We start from the raw sequence: 24,692 nt of genomic DNA, 5'->3' as shown, positions 1-24,692 counted from the left end.
CCTGCGACGAGCCGGCCGGGCGCTGCCAGGTCGACCACGTGGAGCCGTGGTCGGCCGGCGGGCGCACGGTGGCCGCCAACGGCCGCCCGGCCTGCGGGTTCCACAACCGGGCCCGCCACCGGGGACCACCGCCGGGGGCGTGACGGTTCCACCACTTCACGACCGGTCGCACCCGGATCGATCCGAGGCGAAGCCCGAGCCCGGTAGCCGGACCTCATCGCGCCACGGGAAGCGACGATGACGAAGGCCGCCTTGTGCCGGCGACCCTCGTCCGTCGTCGCCGCGGTAGCGTCGGTGGGCACACCGACGAGGGGAAGCTGGTTGCCGTGTCGGGTGGGGCGTGGCCGGAGGACGCCACGGTGGACGTCTGGGTCGCCCCTCTGGACGTACCCGCGCCCGTGCTGGACCGGCTCGCCGCCGTCCTCTCGCCCGTGGAGCGCCGGAGGGCCGACGCCTACCGCTCGGCCTCCGACGCCCGGCGCTTCTCGGCGGGGCGGGGGTGGCTCCGCCACGTGCTGGGTGCGGTCCTGGGCCTCGATCCGGCCGCCGTTCCCGTGAGCGAGGGCCCCGGCAAGCCGCGGCTGCTCGGGGCGGGCCCGCACCGGTTCAACGTCTCCCACGCCGGGGACCTGGCCGTGGTGGCGGTGGCGTCGTTCGAGGTCGGCGTGGACGTCGAGGACGCCCGCTCGGGACGCCGGTGGTCGGACCTGGCGCCCGTCGCCTGCTCGCCTGGAGAGGCGGCCGCCCTGGCCGAGCTCCCCGAGGGTGAGCAGGAGGAGGCGTTCCTCGCCGTGTGGACGGCGAAGGAGGCTTACCTGAAGGCCACGGGCGAGGGCCTCGCCGTGCCGCCCGAGCGGGTCGTGGTCGGGCGCCCGGCGCCCGGCGTCCACACCGCCGTGCGGGTGGGCGACGGCGAGCCCCGGTGGTGGGTCCGGCCGCTACGGCCGGCCGAGGGCTACGTGGGCGCCGTCGCCGCCGAGGGCACCCGCTGGGGGGTCCGCCTGCGGCCCACGTCCGTCCTCGATCCCCGCCCGCTTCCGGGGGCACGGGCACGCCCTGAACCGGTACGCTCGGGACGTCCCAGCGAGGACGAGAGAACGGAGACGCCGTGACGCTTGCGCAGGTGATCGACGACCACTTCCTGACCCGGTACCGCGAGCTGCTCGACGCCGAGGACGCCGCCTTCGACGCCCTCGAGCACGCGTACGAGGAGGGGGACCGGGCCCATTTCGAGCTCGACCTGCGCGCCTGGGAAGCCGCCATCGAGCGGAAGCTGGCGTACCTGCGCCGGCGCGGCGTCACCCTCCCCGAACGGGAGTCCCGCCTGGCGGTCTGACGCCCGCCGTCAACCGAGCAGGTCGGCCACGTCCTCCCGCTCGGCCAGCAGCTCCTCGGTGGTGAGCCGGACCCGCGCGCGCGCGAAGTCGTCGAGCGCGAAGCCCTCCGCCACGGACCATCCCGTTCCGTCGCTCACCACCGGGTAGCCGAACTGGAGCCCCTCGGGGACCCCGTACTCGCCGGAGCTGGCCACGGCCAGGGCGGCGTTGTCCCCCGCCTCGGTGGGCGACCAGATGCTCTGCACCGACCCCACGGCGGCGTTGGCCGCCGAGGCGGCGGACGACGCGCCCCGGGCCCTGATCACCGCCGCGCCCCGCTGCTGGACGGTGGTCAGGAACTCCCCCCGCAGCCACTCGTCGTCGCCGATCACCTCGGGCGCCGGCCGCCCGCCGATGGTGGCGTTGGCGAAGTCCGGGAACTGGGTGGCCGAGTGGTTGCCCCACACGGCGAGGTTGCGCACCTCGGAGACGGGGGCGCCCGCCCGGGCCGCCAGCAGCGCCCGGGCCCGGTTCTGGTCCAGCCGGGTCATGGCGAACCACCGCTCGGCCGGGATCTCGGGGGCGTTCGTGCGGGCGATCAGGCAGTTGGTGTTGCACGGGTTCCCGACGACGAGGATGCGCACGTCGTCGGCCGCCCCGGCGGCCAGGGCGCGGCCCTGGGGCCCGAAGATGCCGCCGTTGATCGTGAGCAGGTCGCGCCGCTCCATGCCCGCCTTGCGGGGCACCGAGCCGACCAGGAGCGCCCACGACACGCCGTCGAAGGCGACCTTGGCGTCGGCCGTCGTCTCCACCCCGGCCAGCAGCGGGAAGGCGCAGTCCTGGAGCTCCATCACCACGCCCTCCAGGGCGGGCAGCACCGGCTCGATCTCCAGCAGCTGGAGGACCACCGGCCGGTCGGGGCCGAGCAGGTCCCCGTTGGCGATCCGGAAGACGAGGTTGTAGCCGATCTGGCCGGCAGCGCCGGTGACGGCCACCCGGACGGGTGCGCGGGGCGTCATCCGCCGAGGCTACGTCGCCCGCCGGGTCGAACCTGTACACGGAACGACTCGGATCCGGGTCGTTCCCGGTGCAGGTTCGCCGGGAACCGCTTACAGGTGCTCGGCGATGGCGGCGGCGAACTCCGAGCACTTCACCTCGGTGGCGCCCTCGGTGAGGCGGGCGAAGTCGTAGGTGACGATGCCCTCGCCGATGGTGGCCTCCAGGGCCCGGACGATGTCGGCGGCAGCCTCCGTCCAACCGAGGTGCTCGAACATGAGCACTCCCGACAGGAGCAGCGAGCCGGGGTTGACCTTGTCGAGCCCGGCGTACTTGGGGGCGGTGCCGTGCGTGGCCTCGAAGAGGCCGTGGCCGGTGACGTAGTTGATGTTCGCTCCCGGGGCGATGCCGATGCCGCCGACCTGGGCGGCCAGGGCGTCCGAGAGGTAGTCGCCGTTGAGGTTGGTGGTGGCGATGACGTCGAAGTCGTCGGGCCGGGTGAGGACCTGCTGGAGGGTGATGTCGGCGATGGCGTCCTTCACGAGGATCTTGTCGCCCGGCCTGCCGCCGCAGTCGTCCCAGGTGACGGCCACGTCGGCGAACTCCTCGCGGGTCACCTCGTAGCCCCAGTTCCGGAACGCCCCCTCGGTGAACTTCTGGATGTTGCCCTTGTGGACGAGGGTGACGCTCCTGCGCCCGTGCTTCACGGCGTAGTCGAGGGCGGCCCGCACGAGGCGCTTCGACCCGGTGACGGAGATGGGCTTGATCCCGACGCCCGAGTCGGGCCGGATCTCCCAGCCGAACTCCTTGTGGAGCAGCTCGATCAGGCGGCGGGCCTCCTCGGTCCCCTCCTCCACCTCGAGGCCGGCGTAGATGTCCTCGGTGTTCTCCCGGAAGATCACCATGTCGACCTTCTCGGGGTGCTTGACCGGCGACGGCACGCCGGCGAACCACCGCACCGGCCGGAGGCACACGTAGAGGTCGAGGACCTGGCGCAGGGCGACGTTGAGCGAGCGGATCCCGCCGCCCACGGGCGTGGTGAGCGGGCCCTTGATCCCGATGAGGCCGTCGCGGAACGCCTCGACGGTGGCCTCCGGGAGCCACTCGCCGGTCTCCTTGAACGCCTTCTCGCCGGCAAGCACCTCCTTCCACGCCACCCGCCTGCCGTAGCGGGCGGCCGCCGCGTCCAGCACCAGCCGGGTGGCGGGCCAGATGTCGACGCCGGTGCCGTCCCCCTCGATGTAGGGGATCTCGGGCTCGTCGGGCACCTGCAGGGCACCGTCCGCGCCCATGGTGATCTTCTCGGCCATCGGCGGATGCTAGCGACGCCCGCGCCGGCGCGAGGCGGCCGTACCTGCTGGTGGAGGCGGTACTTTGCAGATAGGTTCGACCCTGGCGGTCGACCGGCCCGCCCGGGGGGCACGCAGGGATGAGGGGTTCGTCGACGAGGTCTCAACCGGGCAACGGGGCCCGGCGCCCCCGGTGACGGGCCGGGTGCCGTCGACGGCCGGCGTCAGCGTCGCGTTCCACGAGCTGGGCGGGGACGGCCCACCGGTGGTGATGTCGCACGCCGCCGGCTTCCACGGCCTGGTCTTCGCGCCGCTCGCCGCCGAGCTGGCCGGCGACCACCGCTGCGTGTCCTTCGACGGCCGGGGCCACGGCGACTCCGAGCTCCCGCCCGGCGTCGAGCCGGACTGGCCCGGCCTGGCCGCCGACCTGCTGGCGGTGGTGGACGGGCTCGCCCTCGACCGGCCCTTCGCCTTCGGCCACTCGTCGGGCGCCACGGTCGCCCTTTTGGCCGAGGAGGCCCGGCCGGGGACGTTCCGCGCCGTCTACTGCTTCGAGCCGGTGATCGTCCCGGCCGATCCCCCCATCGGGCGCGACGAGGCCAACTGGCTGGCGGCGGCGGCCCGGCGCCGCCGGGCGACGTTCCCGTCACGGGCCGACGCGCTGCGGCACTTCGCCTCCAAGCCCCCCCTCCACACACTGGCGGCCGAGGCCAGGGCCGCCTACGTGGAGCACGGCTTCGCCGACGTGCCCGGGTCGGAGGGCGGCGGCGTGCGCCTCAAGTGCCGCCCCGAGGTCGAGGCCGTCGTCTACGAGATGGCGACGGCGCACGACTGCTGGGCCCGGCTCCCCGACATCGCCTGCCCGGTGATGATCGCCACCGGTGCCCTGAGCGAGGGCTTCCTCACCGAGCAGGCCGGGGCCCACGCCGGGCGGATGCCGCACGGGCACCGTGAGGTGATCGAGGGCGTCGGCCACTTCGGCCCCCTGGAGCGGCCGGACGTGGTCGCCGCCGCCGTGCGGCGGTTCTTCGGGGCCGTCGCGTGACGGCCACGAACGCCGCCGACGCCCGTGACGCCGCCGACGCCGCCGACGCGGCGCGCATCGCCGCCGATGCCGGGCGCCTCCTCCTGGAGATCCGGAGCGGGCTCGAGGTGCCCGGCACCGACCCCGCCACCGTGCGCCGTGAGGGCGACCAGCGGGCCCACGACCTCATCGTCCGGGCGCTGGCCCGCAGCCATCCGGAGGACCCCGTCGTCTCCGAGGAGGGGGGCCGCCCCGTCCCGGCTGCCGGCCCGGGGCGCACGTGGATCGTCGACCCGCTCGACGGCACCGAGGAGTTCGGCGAGCGGGGGCGCACGGACTGGGCCGTCCACGTGGCGCTGGTCGTCGACGGGCGCCCGGTCGCCGGTGCCGTCGCCCTGCCCGCCCACCGCCTGGTGCTGGCCAGCCACCCGGCGGCCGTCCTCGCCCGGCGCGACGACGGCCCCGTCCGCCTGCTGGTCAGCCGCAGCCGCCCTCCGGCCCTCATCGCGCCGCTGGCCGCCCGCCTCGGTGCCCGGATCGTCCCCATGGGTTCGGCCGGGGCCAAGGCCATGGCCGTGGTCCGGGCCGAGGGCGACGCCTACGTGCACGCCGGCGGCCAGTACGAGTGGGACTCGGCCGCACCCGTCGCCGTGGCCGAGGCGGCCGGGCTGCACGCGTCCCGCCTCGACGGCTCGCCCCTCCGGTACGGGTCGGCGGGCGCCGACCTGCCCGACCTGGTGATCTGCCGGCCCGAGATGGCGGACACCGTGCTGGCCGCCCTGGCGGACGCCGCCGTCTCCGTCCCGCCCTCCGGACCGGGACCGGCCCGGGGCTGAGGCGGTCCGGGCCGGGCCTCAGCCCCAGCCCCGCTTGTCCTGCTTGAGGGCGGTGTCGACGCCCAGCGCGGCGGCGACGACCAGGCTGCGCAGCGGGTCCTCCAACGGACGGTGGACCTGCACGACGTAGTTGTCGGCCGTGGTGAACATCGTCTTGGCCAGGCCCTCCCACGTCTTGGTGATGCGGGCCACCTCGGTCCCCGATGCGTCCTGGATGCTGAAGTTCCAGGCCCGCCAGTTCTCGGCCCGGATGGCGCCCACCCGCCGCCCGTCGGCCTCCAGGCCGAAGTTGATCTTCCCGACCATGTTCTCCTGGACGATGGTGCCGACGGGCCGGCCGGCGCCGTCCTCCACGACGATGCGTGACTTGAACACCTTGGCCGGGCGGGTGAGGGCGAGCACGGGCAGGCCGGCGGCGTCGACCACCTGGAGCCGCTGCGTCAGGAACTGGTCGACGCTGGTGAGGGCCCGCAGGGCCTTGCGGGCCACCGACTGGCCGACCTGGCGCACGGCGCCGATCTGGCGCCCCTCCCGGTCGTACACGGCGTACTCGTTGTTGAGCTCAATGAGCTTGGCCTTCTGGTTCACCACCAGGACGGGCTCGCTGAACAGCGTGCCCCCGCCGGTGGCGCCGCCGGCCAGGCCGGCCCGCGAGACGTCGCGTTGGACCTTCCCGGTGCTGCGGTGCACGGTCGGCACCTTGGGCACGCCCTCCGCAGGGTCCACCGCCTGCCTGCCCCTGGTGGCGACGCGCTCGGTCCACCGGGCGCCGTCGAAGTACCGGCGCTCATGGCGGCCGTAGGGGTCCGGGTACCAGTCGGCGGCGGGCGGGTCGGCGGTGGGCGGGTCGGCGGTGGTCACGGCCTTCGACCGTACCGATCGGGCGGCGCATTGTCGACGGGCGGCTCGACGGGGTCGCCCGACGGGCGGGTCAGCGACCGGCCAGGCCCAGGTTGGCGTAGATCTCGCGCGTCGCCGTGGACCGGTTGAGGGTGTAGAAGTGCAGCCCCGGGGCGCCGGCGTCCAGCAGCTCCCGGCACAGCTCGGTGGCGACCTCCACGCCGATGCGGCGCACCTCGTCGGGGCGGTCGCCCACGGCCTGGATCCGCGCCGCCAGGTCGGGAGGGAACTCGGCGCCCGCCAGCTGGGCGAAGCGCTGCACCTGGCCGGCGTTGGTCACCGGCATGATCCCGGGGATCACCGGCGTGTCGACGCCGCGGGCGGCGAGGTCGTCGAGCATGCCCAGGTAGTCCGACGCCCGGAAGAAGAACTGGGTGACGCCGAAGTCGGCGGCCCGCAGCTTGGCGGCCAGGTGGTCGCGGTCGTGGGCCCGGTCGCCGCCGGAGCGGGGGTGGAGCTCGGGATGGGCGGCCACGCCGACCGAGAAGTCGCCCACCGACCGGATGAGCTCGACCAGCTCGAGGGCGTAGCGGAAGTCGCCCGGCGACGCTTCCGTGCCCCCCTCCGGCGCGGCGGGCGGGTCACCGGCCAGGGCCAGGATGTTGTCGATCCTGCGCGCGCCGTAGCCGGAGACGATGTCGGTCAGCTCGGCGCGCGTGTGCCCGGCGCAGGTGAGGTGGGCCATGGCCGTCATGCCCATCTCGTGGTCGATGCGCAGGACGATCTCCCTCGTCCGCTCACGGGTCGAGCCGCCGGCGCCGTAGGTCACCGAGACGAACGACGGGTTGAGCGGCTTCAGCTCGGCCAGCGCCTTCTCCAGCTGGCGCTCCGCCTCGTCGGTCTTCGGGGGGAAGAACTCGAACGAGTACGTGCGACCGGATGCCAGCAGGTCGGCGATGCGGGCCACGTCAGCCCCTGGCGGCGCGGCGCTCGGCCGCCTCGACGGCGTTGCGGAAGAGCATGGCGACGGTGGTCGGCCCCACGCCGCCCACCCGCGGTGTGATGGCGCCCGCCACCTCGGCCACCGACTCGTCCACGTCGGGGAGCAGCCGCCGCCCCTCGTAGCGCACGCCGCCGCCGACCACCACGGCGCCGGGCGACACGTGCTCGGGCTGGAGGATGCCGGGGACGCCGGCCGCCGCCACCACGATGGCGGCCCGCCGGGTGTAGCGGGGCCAGTCGGGGACGCCCGTGTGCACCACCGTCACGGCCGCGTTGGCCGTCGGACGCTTCTGGCCGAGCAGCAGGGCGAGGGGGCGTCCGAGGGTGGTGCCCCGGCCCAGGATCACCACCTCCTGCCCGGACACCGGGACCTGGTGGAAGGCGAGCAGCGCCTCGATGCCGGCGGGCGTGCACGGGACCGGCCCGGGGACGCCGACGGCCAGGCGCCCCATGTTGAGCGGGTGGAGCCCGTCGACGTCCTTGTCGGGGTCGATCAGCGAGATGGCCGCCTCGTAGTCGATCTGGGGCGGCGTGGGGTGCTGCACGAGCATGGCGTCGATGGCGGGGTCGGCGTTCCATTGGCGGATGACGCCCTCCACGTCGGCCTGGGTGGCGGAGGACGGGAGGTGGACGTGGGCGGAGTGCATGCCCAGCTCCACCGCCTTCTCCTGCTTCATGCGGATGTAGCCGGCGCTGGCCGAGTCGTCGCCCACGAGGAGCGTCCCCAGGCCCGCCGGGCGCCCGGCGGCGGCGACCTTGGCGGCCCGCTCGGCCACGTCGGCCAGGACGGCGTCGGCCACCGGGCCGCCCGGCAGCAGGCGGGCGGTCAATGGAGGAAGTGCCTCTCGCCGGTGAGCACCATGGCCACCCCGTGCTCGTCGGCAGCGGCGATGACCTCGTCGTCGCGGAGGCTGCCGCCGGGCTGGATGACGACCGCCGCACCGGCCTCCACCGCCGCGTCCACGCCGTCGCGGAAGGGGTAGAAGGCGTCGCTGGCGCACGCCCCGCCCCGGGCCCGCCCCCCCGCCTTGCGGGCGGCCAGCTCGGCCGCGTCGACCCGGCTCTGCTGCCCGGCGCCGATGCCGACGGCCATGCCGTCGTTGACCAGCACGATGGAGTTGGACTTCACGTGGCCGCCGATCCGCCACGCCAGCTCGGCGTCACGCCACTGGCCCTCGGTGGGCTGCGCCCCGGTGACCACCCGCCACTGGTGGCGACCCGACTCGAACGAGTGGGGCTCCTGCACCAGGAACCCGCCGCCCACCTGGCGGAAGTGGCGGCGCTCGGGCTCGGGCGGAGCGGCCCTGAGCAGGCGGGTGGCCTTGCGCCGGGCGATCAGCCGGTCCACCGCCGCCGGCTCGTACGCCGGGGCCACGATCACGTCGGCCTGGGGGCCCGCCGCGATGAGGTCCGCCACCTCCTCGGTGAGCGGCCCGTTGAGCGCCACGATGCCGCCGAAGGCCGACCGCTCGTCGCCCGCCAATGCGTTCCGGAAGGCGGCGCCGAGGTCGTCGGCCACGGCCACGCCGCACGGGTTGGCGTGCTTGATGATGGCGCACGCCGGACCGGCGCCGAGGTCGTGGACCAGGCGCCAGGCCGCCTCGGTGTCGTAGATGTTGAGGTACGACAGGGCCAGCCCGGCCAGCTGCTCGACGCCGTCCCACCACGAGGTGGTGCCCAGCTCGCGGTAGCGGGCGGCCCGCTGGTGGGGGTTCTCGCCGTAGCGGAGCCTCTCCTCCGTGCGCTCGAGGGCGAGGTGGAGCGTGGGCGGCAGCAGCTCGTCCTCGCCGCCCTCGTCCAGCCACGCCACGATGGCGGCGTCGTAGGCGGCGGTGTGGGCGAAGGCGGCCCGGGCCAGGCGCCGGCGGGTCTCGTCCGAGAGCCTCCCGTCGCGGCGCAGCTCGGCCAGCACGTCGCCGTAGTCCCCGGGGTCGACGACGACACCGACGTGGTCGTGGTTCTTGGCGGCCGCCCGCACCATGGTCGGCCCGCCGATGTCGATCATCTCCACCGACGGCTGGCTGCGGAAGGGGTAGAGGTTGCACACGACCAGGTCGACGGGGACGATGCCGAACTCCTCCAGGGCGGCCAGGTGGTCGGGCTGCGAGCGGTCGGCCAGGATGCCGGCGTGGATGCGGGGGTGCAGCGTCTTGACCCGCCCGCCCAGCATCTCGGGGAAGCCGGTGACGTCGCCCACCTCGAGGTGGGGGATGTCGGCGTCGGCCAGCACCGCGGACGTCCCGCCGCTCGACACCAGCTCCACGCCGAGCCCGGCCAGCCCGGCGGCGAACGCCTCCAGCCCGGTCTTGTCGTACACGGACACCAGTGCTCTCACGACCGGAGGAACTCCTTCAGGGTGCGGGGGTAGAGCCGGCGCTCCACGTCCTTGATGCGTTCGTGGAGCGACTCCACCGTGTCGCCGGGCAGCACGGGGACGGCCTCCTGGGCCAGGATCGGGCCGGCGTCGACGTCCACGGTGGCGACGTGGACGGTGCACCCGGTGACCTTCACGCCGGCGGCGAGCGCCTCCTCCACCGCGTGCCACCCGGGGAAGGCCGGCAGCAGCGCCGGATGGGTGTTGAGCACGCGCCCCGGGAAAGCGTCGAACAGCGGCTTCTCCAGCACCGTGCCGAAGCCGGCCATGGCGACCAGCTGCACGCCGTGCTGCTGGAGGGCGTCCACCACCAGGTGGGTGAACTGGAGGCGGTCGAACCCCCGGCCGAACGACGGGCGCTCCACGAGGTGGGCGGGGATGCCGGCCTCGACGGCCAGCCCGAGCGCCCGGCACGCCCGGTCGGCGACCACCACCGAGATGGGCAGGTCCTCCTCGATCAAGGCGGTGAGGATCGTGCCGGTGCCGGACACGAGCACGCCGATGGGCACGCCCGCACGCTACCCCGGCCGCTCAGTGGCGCCCCACGGAGCTCGGCGGCGACCGCGACCACGCGACCGGCGCGCCGGACGACCCGGTTGACGGGACCTTCGGCGCGCCCGATCCGGGGTACCCGCTTGCCGCCGGTGTCACAGGGCGGGGTCGACGCAGTTGGACGTGCCGCCGCCCGAGCCGGCCGGGCTCTCGCGCGGGTACGGCTCCACGAACCCCGACCCGGGGTCCTTGGTGTTGAGGAAGCGCAGGACCGCCCGGGCCACCGCCTCGCCCTCGACCTGTTGGAACTCGGGACGGCGCAGCAGCTCCTCCTCGGGGGGGTTGGAGATGAACCCCAGCTCGGCCAGCGAGGCCGGCGTCCCCTGGGTCCGGCGGAGGATGCCGTAGTAGTCGTCGCCGGCGACGTTGCGCCGGTACTTCGCACCGGCGTCGGTGTCGGCCACCCAGGCGATCTTGTACGCCGACAGGGCCTTCACGACCTCCTCGTAGATCAGCCCCGACAGGCGCTTCGACTCGTGGGAGGCGATCTGGTAGTAGGTCTCCGTCCCCGGCCCGTCGCGGGGACCGTCCGGCTCGGCGTTGTGGTGGACCGACACGAACGCCCGCGGATCCAGCGCCTTGACGATCTCGGCCCGGCTGTTCAGCGTGATGCGGTAGTCCGCCGTCCGGGTCAGGACGACGGACACGCCCGCCTTGGTGAGGGCCGCCCGGGCGTACTCGACGACGGCCAGGTTCACCTCCTTCTCGGTCAGCTGGCCGGGACCGACGGCACCCGGCTCCTTGCCGCCGTGGCCGGCGTCGAGCACGACCGCCGCCTCGGCGACCGGCGTTCCCGTGGCCACGGCGCTGCGCCCGCACGGGGTGATGACGCGGTAGGCGTCGCCCTCCCGGCTCGTCACCGGCAGCACGATGCCCCGGGGCGAGACGATCACCTTGGCGGCGCCCGCCGCCGCCGGCGGCACGGTCGCCGGCGCGGTGGTCGCCGGGGCCGCCGTGGTGGGCGCGGGGGCCGGCGTGGTCGGGACGGCGGTGGTGGTCGTGGCCGCCGCCGTGGTGCTCGTGGGGGCGCCCGTCGTGGTCGTCGTGGCCAGGGCGGCGGGCGCCGCCGAGCCCTCCCGGCGGGCGTCCACGACCCCCGCCGCCACGACCGACGCGAGGAACAGCACGGCGACGGCGGAGCGGATCATCGGAACGAGACGGTAGCGAACCCGGGCGGTGTGCTCGTTCTCCCCGAGCCTGCGAAGATTGGCGGGATCGTGCGAGGGGGATCGGCTTCGGTGACGTTCACATGGGCACACACGGTTCTCGACGGCATGGCGAAGTCCGTCGTGCTGTCGCTGTTCTCGGCCAAGGCCCGGGTCGTCGACCTGGCGTGCGGCGCCTGCGGCCAGGGCCTCGGCGTGGTCACCGAGGCGGCGAACGGGCCGTGGCTCACGGTGTGGGTGCCCGACGGGACGGCCGGGAACGGCCCCGGTGACGCGTGGTCCATGGCGGCCGGCCCCCTGCCCCTGCGGACGTCGTTCGCCGTGCGCTGCCACGACCACGGGACCGCCTCGGTGGATTCCGAGGTCGTGCGCCGCCACGTCGACGTGTCCCGGGCCGAGGGCTCGTGCCAGCGCCTGGCCGTCGAGACCGGGATCGACTGACGGCGCGCCGAAGCGGGGGATCCCCTTTCCGCCCGGCCCCCGGCGTGCCACGATTTCGCGCGGGGGAGCGGGAACGTTCGCGCCGCCCGTACGACGAACCGACGGGGCGGCGATCCCGGCCTCCCGCCCGCACTGAGAGCATCGAATGAGACGTCGCAGCCAGAAGACCAGCCCCGAGGCGCCGGCCCCCACCACGGCCCCCGACGACGACGTCCTGGTCGTCGACGGCGTCGACGCCGGCGCCGCCGTCCCCGGCCCGTGGGAGGACTGGGGCGAGTCGGAGTCGGAGCGGGTGGCTCGCTGGCTCCAGGGCAAGGTGCGCCCCGACATCGAGGTCGTCGACGATCCCGAGCCGGCGCCGCCGGCTCCGGCCACCGACTCGTCGGCGCGGGCGGCGATGGACGAGCCGGCGACCCTCCACGTCGACACCCGTTACGAGGCGGAGATGTGGCGGCTGGACCAGCAGCGCCGGCGCCTCGCCGTCGAGGTGGACGCCGAGCGGGCCCACGCCGAGCGGGCGCGCCGGGAGCAGCTGGACGGCTGGGCCCGGCTCGAGGCCGAGATGACCGAGCTCGACGAGAAGCGTCGCCGGCTGGCCGACGCGGTGGAAGCCGAGCGGTCCGAGGTCGAGCGGGTCCGCCACGAGCAGAGCGACGCCCGGGCCCGGCTGGAAGCCGCCATGGCCGAGCTGGACGAGCACCGGCGCCGCCTCCTCGACGTCCAGGCCGAGAAGTCGGAGGCGGAGCGGGCCCGCCAGGAGCACGTCGAGGCCCGGGCCGCCCTCCAGGCCGACGTCGACGCCATCGACGAGCAGCGGCGCCGCCTGATGGACGCCGTCGAGGCCGAGCGGGCGGAGGCCGAGCGGGCGCGCCAGGCCCACGCCGATGCCCGGGCCCGTCTCGAGGCCGAGATGGTCGAGCTGGACCAGCAGCGGCGCCGGCTGGCCGAGGCGGTCGAGATGGGCCGGGCCGAGGTCGAGCGGGCGCGCACCGAGCAGCTGGAGGCCAAGGAGCGGCTGGCCGCCGAGGTGGCGGGGCTGGACCGCCAGCGCCAGGCCCTGCTGGCCGCCACGGAGGCCGACCGGGCGGAGGCGGCCCGGGTCGCCACCGAGCGGGCCGAGGCCGCCAAGGCAGCCGCCGAGCAGGCCGCCGCCGCCGACGCCGAGACGGCGCGGGCGGAGCTGGCCCGGGCCGAGGCCGAGCTGGCGGTGGCCGCCGCCGAGCGGGCGACCGCCGATCTGGCCGCCGCCTCGCAGCAGGCCGCCGAGGCGCGCCGGGCGGCGGCCGAGCAGGCCGAGGCCGACCGCGCCGCGGCCGAGCAGGCGGCCGCCGCCCACGCCGCCTCCGCCGAGGCGGCCGCCGCCGCCCGCGCCCTCACCTCGGGTCCCGAGGCGCCGGTGGTCCCGCTCGGATGGGGCGAGGGCGAGCGGGGTGGGGCCGAGCCCATCGACCTCACGTCGCGCCGGGCGACGGGAGGGGCGCGCCCGGGCCCCACTGCCCCCCGCCACATGCGCCTGGTCCCCGGGGCGCAGCCGCGCCCCGCCCCCGAGGCACCGGCACCGTCGTCCGAGCAGGAGCAGGCGGAGGCCAAGGCCCGCCTGGCCGCCGCCGTCGCCGAGCTGGCCCGCCACGTCGCCACCACCCAGGCCGACGAGCGCATCGACGCCGAGCTCCTCGACCAGCAGATGCGCCGGGACGAGGCGCGGCGGCGGGCCGACGACGAGGCGGCCGCCGAGCAGCGGCGGCGCACGGCGGGTGCCCAGCAGGCGGCGAGGGCGACCGTCGACGGCCGCTCGCAGCGCTGGGTCTGGCAGGTGCTCGTCGCCGTCGCCGTCCTGGTCCCCATCGGACTCGACATCCGGTCGCCCATCGCCGCCCGCGCCCGGCTCGACGGCGTGGCCGGCACGGTCGCCACCAGCGCCGCCGTGGAGCTGTCGGGCAGCGGCAACGAGCGGTTCGCCCGCCAGGTGGCCCAGGGCGTGGCCGACCTCGAGGGCGTCACGCTCGAGGCGTTCTCGCTGGAGGGGCCGGTCGTTCGGGTCACCGTCAGCGACGAGGCCGGCTCCGTCCTGCTGGGCCGGCTCGCCCCCAGCTGGTACGAGGTGGAGCGCTCGGCCGAGGCCACCGCCGTGACCGGCCGCTAGCGAGTCCGCCCACCCCCGGCAGGCGGCGGCCCTTCATTGGAGACCGGCGACCACCGCGGCCATGAGGAACCCGGCCTCCGTCGGGTTGGCGGCGACCTGGACGCCGGCCGCCCGCAGGGCGTCGATCTTGGCCCTGGCCGTGCCCTTGGAGCCCGACACGATGGCGCCGGCGTGGCCCATGCGCCGCCCCGGGGGGGCGGTCACCCCCGCCACGTAGGCGACGACGGGCTTGGTCATGGCCGACGCCACGAAGTCGGCCGCCTCCTCCTCGGCCGACCCCCCGATCTCGCCGATCAGCATGACGGCGCCGGTCTCGGGGTCGTTCTCGAAGCGCTCGAGGCAGTCGATGAACGACGTGCCCGGCACGGGGTCGCCGCCGATGCCGACGCACGTGGTGACGCCGATGCCCGCCTGCTTCAGCTCGTAGAGCGCCTGGTAGGTGAGGGTGCCCGACCGGCTGACGATGCCGACGGGGCCGCCGCCCATGGCGATCTCGCCCGCCGTGATCCCGATGTTGCAGCGCCCGGGGCTGATGACGCCCGGGCAGTTGGGGCCGAGGAGGCGGGTGAGGGGGAAGTCCCGGCGCAGGCGGTTGAACAGGCGGGCCTCGTCGTGGGCGGGGACGCCCTCGGTGATGACGACCACCAGCTCCATGCCCGCCTCGGCCGCCTCGAGCACGGCGCCGGGCACCCCGGGGGCGGGGATGAAGACGCACGAGACGGTGGCGCCCGTCTCGCGCGCCGCATCGGCCACGGTGGCGAAGACCGGGATCCCCTCGACGTCGGTGCCCGCCTTCTTGGGGTTGGTGCCGGCCACGACCTGCGTGCCGTACGCCCGGTTGCGCAGCCCGTAGAACCGGCCCTGGCTCCCGGTGAGCCCCTGCACCACGACCCTGGTGGTCTCGTCCACGAAGATGGCCACGGTCAGCCCTCCCCCCCGGCGGCGCCGGCCCGCCCCGCCGCCAGCTCGACCGCCGTGCGGGCCGCGTCCAGCATCGTGGCCCGGCTGATCAGGCGGTCGGACTCGTGGCCGGCCAGGATGGCCCGGCCCTCCGCCGCATTCGTCCCGTCGAGCCGGACGACGAGGGGGGCGACCAGGTTCACCCGCCCCAGCGCCTCGACGATCCCGTTCGCCACCTCCTCGCCCCGGGTGATGCCCCCGAAGATGTTGACGAGGATGGCCCGCACGTTCTCGTCGGTGCTGATCACCTCCAGGGCGTCGGCCATGACGGCCGCGCTGGCGCCGCCGCCGATGTCGAGGAAGTTGGCGGCGCTCCCGCCCACCTGGTTCACCACGTCCAGGGTGCTCATGGCCAGGCCGGCGCCGTTGGCGATGATGCCGACGCTGCCGTCGAGGCCGACGTACTGGAGGCCCTTCTCCCTGGCCAGCCGCTCGCGGTCGTCCACCACCTCGGTGCCGGCGAACTCGTCCCACTCGGGATGGCGGAACGCGGCGTTGTCGTCGAGGGTCACCTTGGCGTCCAGGGCCACGACGTCGCCGGCGGCGGTGAGCACCAGGGGGTTCACCTCGACCAGGTCGGCGTCGCCCTCCACGTAGCAGGCGTACAGCCGACCGAGCAGGGCGGCGACCCCCTCCGCCGCCTCCGGCGCCAGCCCGGCCCGCGCGACCCATGCCCGGCAGTCCTCGCCGGAGAGCCCGTCCACCGGGTCGACGTGGATGCGGGCGATGGCGGCGGGCGTGTCGGCCGCCACCTGCTCGATGTCCACGCCGCCCTGCGGCGACAGCATCCCGAGGTGGAGCCTGGCCGACCGGTCGAGGGTGAACGAGGCGTAGTACTCAGCCGCGATGTCGGTGGCCCGCTCGACCAGGACGGCGAGCACGACGTGGCCCTTGATCGACATGCCGAGGATGTCCGACGCGGCCTGCCGCGCCTCGTCGCTGTCCTTCACGACCTTGACGCCGCCCGCCTTGCCCCGGCCGCCCACGTGGACCTGCGCCTTGACCACGGCCGGGTACCCGGCCCGGTCGGCGGCCGCCACCGCCTGGTCCACGTCGGTCGCCACGCCGCCCGTCGACACGGGGATGGCGAACCGGGCGAAGTACGACTTGCCCTGGTGCTCCAGCAGGTCCACTACGTCGCCTCCTCCTGGTGGGCACCGGCGCCCGCCTCCCGTGCGTCGAGGGCCGACTGGAGCCACTCGGCGATCCGCTGCAACGGCGCTCCGGGCGTGAACACCTCGGCCACTCCCGCCTCCTTCAGCACCGGGATGTCGGCGTCGGGGATGATCCCGCCGCACACCACCAGCACGTCGCCCGCCCCCCGTTCGGCCAGCAGCCCGGTGATGCGGGGCACCAACGTCATGTGCGCCCCCGACAGGAGCGACAGGCCGAGGGCGTCGGCGTCCTCTTGGACCACCGCCTCCACGACCTGCTCGGGCGTCTGGTGCAGGCCGGTGTAGATGACCTCGAAGCCGGCGTCCCGCAGCGCCCGGGCGATCACCTTGGCGCCCCGGTCGTGCCCGTCGAGCCCCGGCTTCGCCACGACGACTCGGTAGGGGCGCCGCACGGAGAGATACTACGCAGGTGCCCCCGCCCGCCCGGCCCCGACCGCGTCGGAGCGGCACGGCCGTGGCCGTCTCGTCGGCCCTGGCCGTGGTCCTCGCCACGGCGCTCATCTGGGCGGTGGTGCGCTTCGCGTCGGAGAACCCGGAGGAGGCGGGGCTGGGCGACACGGTGTTCGAGGTCGGGCGGGCCGAGCGCCTGTCCCGCACCATCGCGGCCGACGGGCCGTTCCTCGTGCAGGACCCGTTGTCGGCCGGCCGGGGCCGCAACGTCTACGTGCAGCACCTCGGCGACGACCCCATGCAGGGGTGGCTGGCCGTGGAGGCGCGGCGGCCCGACGATCCCGAGTGCACGGTGACCTGGAACGCCGGTACCGAGGCGTTCGTGGACTGCCGGGGCGGGCGGCACCCGGCCGACGGCACCGGGCTCACCGTCTACCCGGCCAAGGTGGCGGACGGCCGGGTCAGCATCGACCTGCGGACGCGCACCACCGTCACCGGTGGCGCGCCGTAGGCGGGGTTACCCGGCGCCGGGGCTGATGGAGACGTCGCCGGTGGTGCGGACGTCGGTGTCGAGGACGTGGGGCTGGCCGAACGCCCGCTCCAGCTTCCGCCGGGCCGAGACCTCGTCGATCGCCTGGACCGACAGGTGGGCGTGGACGGTGAACTCGAAGGCCTGCTTGTTGTTGGACAGCACCCGCAGCCGGCCGAGCATGTAGCGGGACAGAGGCTCGTCGAGGAGCTTGGCCTGGCGGCGCAGCCGGGGAGCGGCGACCTCCAGGGCGTGGCGGCCCTCGGGCGTCAGCTCGTAGACCCGGCGGGCGGGGCCGACACCCGTGGTCTCCCACGCCGGCTCGACGAAACCGGCGTTCTCGAGCCACCGGAGGGCCCGGTAGACCCGGCCCGGGTTGCTCCGCTCGAACCCCAGCGGCTCCAGCCGGGTGAGGAGGTCGTACCCGTGCCCGGCGCGCTCCTCGAGGAGCAGGAGCAGGCACGATCGGAGGATCTTGCGCGGTGAGGCCAACTCGTCCTCGAACCGGCGAACGGCGGTGTCGTCTCGTTCCATGACCTGCACCATGTCGTGCCCTTCTGCGAAACCCGCGGCGTGCGGGGGGACGTGAGAAGCCGCTCCGGTGGGTTTCACTGTATGCGGAGTGACTCTAGCAATAGCTACGGTACAAGCTGGCCCTTGGGGCCGAGTCAAGTTTTCTGCCGGGAGGCGGAAAAACAGGCCCCCGGGTGACGTGGGTCAGGCCCTCACGCCCGCTTCAGCGGCGTCCAGGCCAGGAGGAGCCGCTTCTCGCCCAGGCCGGGGAAGCGCACGACGGCCTCCGCCTTGTCGCCCGAGCCGATCACCTCCAGCACGACCCCCTCGCCCCACTTGGCGTGGACCACGTCCTCGCCCACCCGGAGGCTCAGCCCCTCGGCGCCCGTGGTCCTGGCCGGGCTCGCCGACCTGCCGCGGATGGCGGCCTCGACGACCTCGCGACGGTGCGACTCCCCGCCTCCGCCGCGCCCCGGACCGTGGGAGCCGTAGGGACCGGAGGACGAGCCGCCCGGCGACCCGGACGGGCGGCGCCGGCCGCCGCCCGCCAGCTCCGTCAGCTCCTCGGGGATCTCCGAGAGGAAGCGGCTGGGCGGGTTGTACTGGGTGGAGCCCCACAGGGTGCGGCACCAGGCGTGGGACAGGTACAGCCGCTCCCGGGCCCGGGTGATGCCCACGTAGCAGAGGCGGCGCTCCTCCTCCAGCTCCTTGGGCTCGCCCAGCGATCGCAGGTGCGGGAAGACGCCCTCCTCCAGGCCGAGCATGAACACGGCGGGGAACTCCAGCCCCTTGGCGGTGTGCAGCGTCATGAGGACGACCTTGCTGTCGTCCCCGTCGATGTCGTCGGCGTCCGACACCAGGCTGACCGCCTCCAGGAAGTCGTCCAGCGAGGAATGCTCGGCGGCCACGCCCACCAGCTCGGCCACGTTCTCCAACCGGCCGGCCGACTCCACCGACCCCTCGGCCTCCAGCTCGGCGCCGTAGCCGGTGCGGTCGATCACCTCGGTGAGCAGCTTCTCGGGCGAGGCGCCCTGGCCGGCCATGGACCGCAGCTCGGCCAGGAGGTTGCGAAGCTCCACCACCCCGGACAGGGCCCGCCCGGTCACACCGGTGCGCTCCACGGCGTCGACGGCCTCGGCGAAGGGGAGCGCGTTGGCGGCGGCCCAGGCGTCGACCCTGGCGATGCTCGTGTCGCCCACTCCCCGCTTGGGGACGTTGACGATCCGCTTCAGCGACACCTCGTCGCTCGGGTTGGCCACCGCCCGCAGGTAGGCGAGGAGGTCCTTGACCTCGCGGCGGTCGAAGAAGCGGGTGCCGCCGACCACCTTGTAGGGGATGTTCCGGCGGACCAGCTGCTCCTCCAGCACGCGGCTCTGGGCATTGGTCCGGTAGAAGACCGCCATGTCGCCCCACCGGGCGTCGTGGCGGTCGTGGAGGCGCAGCATCTCGCCCACCGCCCAGCCCGCCTCGTCGTGCTCGTCCTCGGCGTGGTAGCGGGTGATGACCTCGCCGCCCACCTGCTCGGTCCACAGCGCCTTGGGCTTGCGCATGGCGTTGTTGGCGATCACCGCGTTGGCAGCGTCGAGGATGGTCTGCGTGGACCGGTAGTTCTGCTCCAGCACGATGGTGGTGGCGTCCTGGTACGCCTCCTCGAACTCCAGGATGTTGCGGATGTCGGCGCCGCGGAAGGCGTACACCGACTGGTCGCTGTCGCCGACGACGCAGACGTTGCGGTGGCGCCGGCCGAGGAGGAGCACGAGCTCGTTCTGGGCCCGGTTGGTGTCCTGGTACTCGTCGACGAGGATGTGGCTGAAGCGCTGCTGGTAGTGGTCCGCCACGTCGGGGTGCTTGCGAAGCAGCTCGACGGTGACCGTCAGCAGGTCGTCGAAGTCCATGGCGCTGGCCGCCCGCAGCCGCTTCTGGTACTCGGCGTACACGTCGGCGATGCGACGCTCGTAGACCGTGCGGGCCCGGGCCGCGTACGCCTCGGCGTCCACCAGCTCGTTCTTGGCCGCGCTGATCACCCCGTGCACGCTGCGGGGTGGGAACTTCTTGGTGTCGAGGTTCAGGTCGCGCAGGACGTACCCGGTCAGGCGGTTGGCGTCGGCCTCGTCGTAGATCGTGAACGACGAGCGGTAGCCCAGGCGGCCGCCGTCCCGCCGCAGGATGCGCACGCACGCCGAGTGGAAGGTGGACACCCACATGCGCTCGGCGACGGGGCCGACCAGGGCGCCCACCCGGGCCTTCATCTCGTCGGCCGCCTTGTTGGTGAAGGTGATGGCGAGGATGGCGAAGGGCGACACGCCCCGCTCCCGGACCAGGTGGGCGACGCGGTGGGTGAGCACCCGCGTCTTCCCCGAACCGGCGCCGGCCACGATCAGCAGCGGCCCGCTCTCGTGCAGCACGGCCTCCCGCTGGACGGGGTTCAGCCCGGAGAGCAGGTCGTTCACCGACGGCAGGCTACCGGCGACCGGCGACAGCCCCGGGGCAAACGGCACCGGTGCCTTGACGGCGTTCGCGCCGCGATGCGAGAGTGCCCCTCCATCAATCTGCCTTGATGCCGGATCCGAACGGAGGGCGAGTGGGCCGAGCACGACGGCTGCGGTGGGCGGCGGCGGCGGCGGCCGCGGCGGCGCTGGTCGGCGCCTGCGGGGGCAGCGACGGCGGCGGGCCGGGGGGCCGCGGCGGCATCTTGCGGGTCAGCGGGTCGACCACGGTCAACGTGGTGGCGGCCGACGCCGCCGAGGCCCTCCGCGGACGGGGCCTGACCATCACCGTCGACAGCCAGGGGGGCTCGGCGGGCGGGATCGCCCAGCTGGGCGCCGGCCAGGTCGAGATCGCCATGAGCTCCAAGCCCCTCTCCGACGAGGACCGGGCGCGGTTCCCCGCCGTCGACTTCGTCGCCACCGAGATCGGGCAGGACGCGGTGGGGATCATCGTGCGGCGCGAGGTGGTGGACGGCGGCCTGCGCAGCCTCGGCCGGGAGCAGCTCGAGGCGGTGTTCGAGGGCCGGGTGCGGAGCTGGAGTGAGCTGGGCGGCCCCGACCTCGACGTGTTCGTGTACGACAAGGAGCCGGGCCGGGGCACCCGCGAGGTGCTCGACCGGTACCTCTACGGCCCCGCCGGCAAGGCGCCGCCACCGCCCGCGTCGGACCACTTCGCCATCGTCGGCGGCAACGAGGAGACGCGCGCCAAGCTGCTCTCGACCCCCGGGGCGGTCGGCCCGCTGTCGTCGTCGTTCATCAAGGGCCACCCGCAGCTCGCCTACCTCGCCGTGGACGGCGTGGAGCCCACGCCCGCCGCGGTGAGGAGCGGCACCTACCCGATGGCCCGCCCCCTCCTCCTGATCACGAACGGGCCACCGGCGGGAGACGCCGAGCGGTTCGTCGACTACGTGCTGTCCGCCGAGGGCCAGGAGCTGGTCACCAGGCACGGCTACCTCACCCTCGCCGAGCTGGGGCACGCCTGACCGCCTCTCGGCTCCCCTTCCCGGCCCGCCGCCCGGGCGGCCGCCGCAGCCGGCCGCCGGCCCTGCGCTGGGTCCCCGTGGCGGCCGGCGGGGCGGCGGCCGCGGCGGCACTGGCGCTGACCGCCGTGGTGGGCTTCCTGGTGGCCGGGGTGTCGTCCGGCCCCGTCGACTGGGGCGAGCTGCTCACGTCGTCGGTGTGGGACCCGGCGGGCGGGCGCTTCGGTGGGACGGCCATGGTGTGGGGCACCGCCGCCGTGGCGGTCGTCGCCCTCGCCCTGGCCGCGCCCGTGGGCTGGGCGGCGGCCGTCGCCATCGTCGAGCTGGCGCCGCCGCGGTGGCGGCGCGTTCTGCGCGCCGTGTCGGAGCTGCTGGCCGTCGTCCCCTCCATCGTCTACGGCCTGGTCGGCATCGCCTACCTGCGGCCGTTCGTGTCGGATCTCGCCGGCGTCCCCGGGGGCGACAGCCTGCTCGCCGCCGGGCTGGTCCTGGCCGTGATGATCCTGCCGACGATCGTGGCCGTGTCGGCCGACGTCCTCGCCGACGTGCCGGGGGAGTGGCGGGAGGCGGCGGCGGCCGGCGGCCTCACCCGGACCGAGGTGGTCCGCCGGGCCGTGCTCCCGTCGGCCCGCCGTGGCATGGGCGCCGCCGCCCTGCTCGGGCTGGCCCGGGCCATGGGGGAGACCATCGCCGTGTTCCTGGTCGTCGGGCGGGCCGACGGCCGCTTCCCGTCCGACCTGGCCGACATGGCCGAGCGCCTGGTCCGGCCCGGCCAGACGATCACCACCAAGCTCAACGGACCGGAGAGCGTGCTGGCGGGCACGTCGGGCGCCCACTGGGCCGCCCTGTGCGCCCTGGGCCTGCTGCTGCTCGGCGGGGTGGTGGTGCTCACCGTGGCGGCGCAGCGCCGCTCGCCGGGCGACGGCTCGCCGCTCGGGCGCCGGGGGCGGCGCCTGGGCCGGCGCGGCGACGCCGGCGTGCGCAGCCTGGCGGTCGCCCGGGTTGCCCGGGACCGGGCCGCCCGCCTGGCGGCCGCCGGCGCCCTGGGCGTCGTCGTGCTCGTCGTCGTGGCCGTCGTGGTGGCGGTGGTGCGCCGGGCGGGCGCCGCCCTCGACCCCGGGTTCTGGTTCGAGCGTTCGTCGGGCGCCAGCGGCGGGGGCGTCCGGGACCAGCTGGCGGGCACGGTGCTCCTCGTCGCGGTGGCCGGGCTCCTCGCCGCGCCCGTCGGGCTCGGGCTCGGGCTCGTGCTCCACGAGTACGCCGGGCGGCGCACGGCCCGCTGGCTGCGGTCGCTCACCCTGACGCTGGCCGGTGTCCCGTCCATCGTGCTCGGCCTGTGGGGCTACTGGCTGTTCAGCACCCGGCTGGGCTGGGGCAAGAGCTGGCTGGCCGGGAGCATCGTGCTCGCCGTGCTGGCCGTGCCGCCGGTGGTCGTGGCCGTCTCCGCCGCCCTGGCCGCGCTCCCGCCCGAGCGCCGGGAGGCGGCCCTCGGGATGGGCCTGCGGCGGGTTCAGCTGGTGCGGTCGGTGCTGGCACCCCATGCGCTGCCCGGCCTCGTCACCGGGCTGCTGCTGGGCCTGGCCCGGGCCGCCGGCGAGACGGCGCCGCTCCTGTTCACCGCCACCGTCTTCTCGGGGGCGCCGCCCCTCCCGTCCGGCGTCGTCGAGTCGCCGGTGGTGGCGCTGCCCACCCACATCTTCACGCTGGCCCAGGACGCCGCCGACCCGGCCGCCGTGCGCACGGCATGGGGAGCGGCGCTGGCGCTGGTGGTGGTCGCCGGCGGGCTCGTGCTGGCTGCCGTCCCCGCCCGTCGGCGGCTGGAACGGGCGGCGGCGTGACGGCGATCCGGGTACGCGACCTGGCCGTGTCCGCGACGGGCCGGCGGCTGGTCGGCCCGGTGTCGTTCGAGCTGCCCGCCGGATCGGTGCTGGGCCTGCGAGGGCCGTCGGGGTCCGGCAAGTCGACGCTCCTGCGCGCCCTCGTCGGCCTCCTCCCGCCCGGCCTGGACGCGGGCGGCCACGCCGAGGTGCTCGGGGCCGACGTCGTGCGGGCCCGACCGGGGGACCTTCCGTCCCTGCGGGCGCGGGCGGTGCTCGTCGGGCAGGTGCCGGTGGTGTTCCCGGCGTCCGTCCTGGCCAACGCCGCCTTCGCCGTCCGCCACCAGGTGCGGGCCCCCAAGGGCGAGCTGCGGGCGCGGTGCCGGGCGGCGCTGGAGGAGGCCGGCCTCTGGGACGAGGTGGCCGACCGCCTCGACGCCCCCGCCCATCAGCTCAGCATCGGGCAGCGCCAGCGGCTGTGCCTGGCCCGGGCGCTCGCCCTCGACCCCTCCGTGCTCCTGCTCGACGAACCCACCAGTGCCCTCGACCCGACGGCCACCGCCGCCGTCGAGGCCACCGTCGCCTCGCTGCGGGGCCGCCGGACCGTGCTGGTGGTGTCCCACGACGCCGCCCAGCTCGAGCGCCTGTGCGACGACGTCGTCACCCTTCCCGACCCGTTCCGGGCGCCCCCGTAGACACCGTCCTCCGGTCGCCGCCCCTCCGCTCTGGCACCAGGAATCGACACCGGGGCGTCGGTTCGTGGTGCCAGTCGCCCGGCCCGGGAGGCCGGTCAGCCGGCGCCGAAGTGACCGGCGGCGCCCCGGTTGACGACGGTGCCGTCGGCGGCGGTGACCCAGTACCCGTCGCCCAGGGCGGTGCGGGTGAGGGCGACCACGGGTGACGGGGTGGGACGGGTCGTGGCGGCACCCAGGAAGGTGGCGTCCCCGAAGGCGAAGACGCCGCCGTCGGACGCCACCATCCAGTAGCCGCCGCCGCTCCCCGTCGGCGCCATCGACACCACCGGCTCGGCCAGCCCGATGGCCCCCGTGCTGCCCTTGAAGGCGGCGCTGCCGAAGGCGAAGATCCCGCCGTCGGCCGCCACCAGCCAGTATCCCCGGCTGGACGGGGTGACGGCCATTCCGACGATCGGAGAGTTCAACGTCATCGCTCCGGTGGAACCGAAGAATTCGGCCCGGCCGAAGGTGAACACACCGCCGTCGCCGGCGGCGAACCAGTACCCCTGCCCGTCCCCGGTGGCGGCCATCGCCACAGCTGGGCGGTTGAGCTTGATTCCGCCGGCCGAACCGAAGAAGCCGGCCTTCCCGAACGAGAAGACGCCGCCGTCGCCGCCGAGGAGCCAGTACCCGTCGGCGCTGGCTGCGGCCGGCGTCCGGGCCGGGTTGGTGTCGAAGGCGCACCGGTTGCCGAAGCGGAAGCCCTGGGCCAGTCGGAGGCTGGGGTAGGGGTTGATCGCCGGCTGGCCGGGCGGGTGGATCTCGAAGTGGAGGTGGGGCCCGGTCGATTCAGCGTTGCCGCTGTCGCCGGCGTAGGCCACGACCTGCCCGGCCGTGACCTTGGCCCCGACCTCGATCCCGGGGGCGAAGGCGTGATTCAACGGGTTCAGCCCGTCGTCGGTGCCCGGGGTGTCGTTGTTGATGTGGATGTACCAGTACTCCCAGCCCTCGGCGTCCCGCAACACGAGCATGTTGCCCTGGCTGGCCACGCCGTTGTCGATGAACACGCGCCGCACGGTGGCGTCGGTCGCCGCCAGCAGTGGCCGCCCCTTCGGGACCATCAGGTCGTTGCCCTGGTGGGTGCCACCGACGCCCCGGGGGTCGCCGAAGTCGTCGCGATAGCTGAAGC

Annotated in this window: 24 protein-coding genes; 10 read left to right on the top strand and 14 right to left on the bottom strand. The window is 75.0% G+C overall.

Annotation, left to right across the window (positions count from 1 at the left end; all coding sequences use genetic code 11):
* Window positions 1–359 precede the first annotated feature (359 nt).
* Both VM242_12200 and VM242_12195 read left to right on the top strand, forming a co-directional pair.
* Entirely contained in the window at window positions 360–1,112 is a 753-nt protein-coding gene (locus VM242_12200; protein ID HVM05925.1) for a 4'-phosphopantetheinyl transferase superfamily protein, read from the top strand.
* A complete protein-coding gene (locus VM242_12195; protein ID HVM05924.1) occupies window positions 1,109–1,336 on the top strand; it encodes a hypothetical protein in 228 nt (75 codons plus the stop codon). The genes VM242_12200 and VM242_12195 overlap by 4 nt, the downstream gene beginning before the upstream one ends.
* Before the next feature lie 9 nt (window positions 1,337–1,345).
* Here VM242_12195 and VM242_12190 read toward each other — a convergent pair whose 3' ends face one another.
* On the bottom strand, window positions 1,346–2,335 hold the full coding sequence (locus VM242_12190) for a malate dehydrogenase (GenBank protein HVM05923.1): 990 nt from the start codon (window positions 2,333–2,335) through the stop codon (window positions 1,346–1,348).
* A 90-nt stretch (window positions 2,336–2,425) separates the two neighbouring features.
* Complete coding sequence (gene icd, locus VM242_12185) at window positions 2,426–3,622, bottom strand: NADP-dependent isocitrate dehydrogenase (protein ID HVM05922.1); 1,197 nt, start codon at window positions 3,620–3,622, stop codon at window positions 2,426–2,428.
* 172 nt (window positions 3,623–3,794) lie between these two features.
* Here icd and VM242_12180 point away from each other — a divergent pair, with 172 nt between their 5' ends.
* On the top strand, window positions 3,795–4,646 hold the full coding sequence (locus VM242_12180; GenBank protein ID HVM05921.1) for an alpha/beta hydrolase: 852 nt from the start codon (window positions 3,795–3,797) through the stop codon (window positions 4,644–4,646).
* The gene (locus VM242_12175; GenBank protein ID HVM05920.1) at window positions 4,643–5,461 is read left to right on the top strand and encodes a 3'(2'),5'-bisphosphate nucleotidase CysQ; all 819 of its coding nucleotides are present in this window, start codon (window positions 4,643–4,645) and stop codon (window positions 5,459–5,461) included. The genes VM242_12180 and VM242_12175 overlap by 4 nt, the downstream gene beginning before the upstream one ends.
* An 18-nt stretch (window positions 5,462–5,479) precedes the next feature.
* Here VM242_12175 and VM242_12170 read toward each other — a convergent pair whose 3' ends face one another.
* The 6 genes from VM242_12170 to VM242_12145 all read right to left on the bottom strand — a co-directional run bounded on the left by VM242_12170 (window position 5,480) and on the right by VM242_12145 (window position 11,377).
* Window positions 5,480–6,322 carry a phospholipid scramblase-related protein gene (locus tag VM242_12170; GenBank protein ID HVM05919.1) on the bottom strand — a complete coding sequence of 281 codons (843 nt, stop codon included), beginning with the start codon at window positions 6,320–6,322 and terminating at the stop codon, window positions 5,480–5,482.
* 70 nt (window positions 6,323–6,392) lie between these two features.
* The gene (locus VM242_12165; GenBank protein HVM05918.1) at window positions 6,393–7,268 is read right to left on the bottom strand and encodes a methylenetetrahydrofolate reductase; all 876 of its coding nucleotides are present in this window, start codon (window positions 7,266–7,268) and stop codon (window positions 6,393–6,395) included.
* Between the two features lies 1 nt (window position 7,269).
* The gene (locus VM242_12160) at window positions 7,270–8,133 is read right to left on the bottom strand and encodes a tetrahydrofolate dehydrogenase/cyclohydrolase catalytic domain-containing protein (protein ID HVM05917.1); all 864 of its coding nucleotides are present in this window, start codon (window positions 8,131–8,133) and stop codon (window positions 7,270–7,272) included.
* Window positions 8,130–9,638 carry a bifunctional phosphoribosylaminoimidazolecarboxamide formyltransferase/IMP cyclohydrolase gene (gene purH / locus VM242_12155; GenBank protein HVM05916.1) on the bottom strand — a complete coding sequence of 503 codons (1,509 nt, stop codon included), beginning with the start codon at window positions 9,636–9,638 and terminating at the stop codon, window positions 8,130–8,132. The genes VM242_12160 and purH overlap by 4 nt, the downstream gene beginning before the upstream one ends.
* A complete protein-coding gene (gene purN, locus VM242_12150) occupies window positions 9,635–10,186 on the bottom strand; it encodes a phosphoribosylglycinamide formyltransferase (GenBank protein HVM05915.1) in 552 nt (183 codons plus the stop codon). Before purN ends, purH begins: the two co-directional genes overlap by 4 nt.
* A 138-nt stretch (window positions 10,187–10,324) precedes the next feature.
* Window positions 10,325–11,377: an N-acetylmuramoyl-L-alanine amidase gene (locus VM242_12145; protein ID HVM05914.1), complete on the bottom strand. Its 1,053-nt coding sequence runs from the start codon at window positions 11,375–11,377 to the stop codon at window positions 10,325–10,327.
* Between the two features lie 126 nt (window positions 11,378–11,503).
* Here VM242_12145 and VM242_12140 point away from each other — a divergent pair, with 126 nt between their 5' ends.
* Together VM242_12140 and VM242_12135 are read left to right on the top strand one after the other, a co-directional pair.
* Complete coding sequence (locus VM242_12140; GenBank protein ID HVM05913.1) at window positions 11,504–11,836, top strand: hypothetical protein; 333 nt, start codon at window positions 11,504–11,506, stop codon at window positions 11,834–11,836.
* Window positions 11,837–11,981: 145 nt separating this feature from the next.
* Window positions 11,982–13,979: a hypothetical protein gene (locus VM242_12135; protein HVM05912.1), complete on the top strand. Its 1,998-nt coding sequence runs from the start codon at window positions 11,982–11,984 to the stop codon at window positions 13,977–13,979.
* 33 nt (window positions 13,980–14,012) lie between these two features.
* Here VM242_12135 and sucD read toward each other — a convergent pair whose 3' ends face one another.
* From sucD to VM242_12120, 3 genes are read right to left on the bottom strand one after another with little or no spacing between them, the layout of a single operon-like run.
* Entirely contained in the window at window positions 14,013–14,900 is an 888-nt protein-coding gene (gene sucD / locus VM242_12130) for a succinate--CoA ligase subunit alpha (GenBank protein ID HVM05911.1), read from the bottom strand.
* Window positions 14,901–14,902: 2 nt separating this feature from the next.
* Window positions 14,903–16,072 (bottom strand): ADP-forming succinate--CoA ligase subunit beta, encoded by a 1,170-nt coding sequence (sucC, locus tag VM242_12125; GenBank protein ID HVM05910.1) that lies wholly within the window; start codon window positions 16,070–16,072, stop codon window positions 14,903–14,905.
* Window positions 16,072–16,482 (bottom strand): cobalamin B12-binding domain-containing protein, encoded by a 411-nt coding sequence (locus VM242_12120; protein HVM05909.1) that lies wholly within the window; start codon window positions 16,480–16,482, stop codon window positions 16,072–16,074. The genes sucC and VM242_12120 overlap by 1 nt, the downstream gene beginning before the upstream one ends.
* A gap of 86 nt (window positions 16,483–16,568) precedes the next feature.
* Here VM242_12120 and VM242_12115 point away from each other — a divergent pair, with 86 nt between their 5' ends.
* The gene (locus VM242_12115) at window positions 16,569–17,015 is read left to right on the top strand and encodes a hypothetical protein (GenBank protein ID HVM05908.1); all 447 of its coding nucleotides are present in this window, start codon (window positions 16,569–16,571) and stop codon (window positions 17,013–17,015) included.
* 6 nt (window positions 17,016–17,021) lie between these two features.
* On the opposite strand, the gene VM242_12110 is transcribed toward VM242_12115, so the two are convergent.
* Entirely contained in the window at window positions 17,022–17,567 is a 546-nt protein-coding gene (locus tag VM242_12110; protein HVM05907.1) for a helix-turn-helix transcriptional regulator, read from the bottom strand.
* Between the two features lie 191 nt (window positions 17,568–17,758).
* On the bottom strand, window positions 17,759–19,996 hold the full coding sequence (gene pcrA, locus VM242_12105) for a DNA helicase PcrA (protein HVM05906.1): 2,238 nt from the start codon (window positions 19,994–19,996) through the stop codon (window positions 17,759–17,761).
* Window positions 19,997–20,127: 131 nt separating this feature from the next.
* On the opposite strand from pcrA, the gene VM242_12100 reads away from it, so the two are divergent.
* The 3 genes from VM242_12100 (at window position 20,128) to VM242_12090 (ending at window position 23,524) form a co-directional block, all read left to right on the top strand.
* Window positions 20,128–21,015 (top strand): phosphate ABC transporter substrate-binding protein, encoded by an 888-nt coding sequence (locus tag VM242_12100; protein HVM05905.1) that lies wholly within the window; start codon window positions 20,128–20,130, stop codon window positions 21,013–21,015.
* A gap of 77 nt (window positions 21,016–21,092) precedes the next feature.
* Window positions 21,093–22,850 (top strand): ABC transporter permease subunit, encoded by a 1,758-nt coding sequence (locus tag VM242_12095; protein ID HVM05904.1) that lies wholly within the window; start codon window positions 21,093–21,095, stop codon window positions 22,848–22,850.
* The gene (locus VM242_12090; GenBank protein HVM05903.1) at window positions 22,847–23,524 is read left to right on the top strand and encodes an ATP-binding cassette domain-containing protein; all 678 of its coding nucleotides are present in this window, start codon (window positions 22,847–22,849) and stop codon (window positions 23,522–23,524) included. Before VM242_12095 ends, VM242_12090 begins: the two co-directional genes overlap by 4 nt.
* Window positions 23,525–23,619: 95 nt before the next feature.
* Here VM242_12090 and VM242_12085 read toward each other — a convergent pair.
* The coding region (locus VM242_12085; GenBank protein ID HVM05902.1) for a M23 family metallopeptidase at window positions 23,620–24,692 on the bottom strand (1,073 nt) is incomplete at its 5' end.

It is taken from the genome of Acidimicrobiales bacterium, assembly GCA_035540975.1.
In the GTDB taxonomy this organism is placed as follows: domain Bacteria; phylum Actinomycetota; class Acidimicrobiia; order Acidimicrobiales.
Note: the sequence above shows the minus strand (reverse complement) of the source record. Positions and strands in the feature narration are given on the sequence as shown.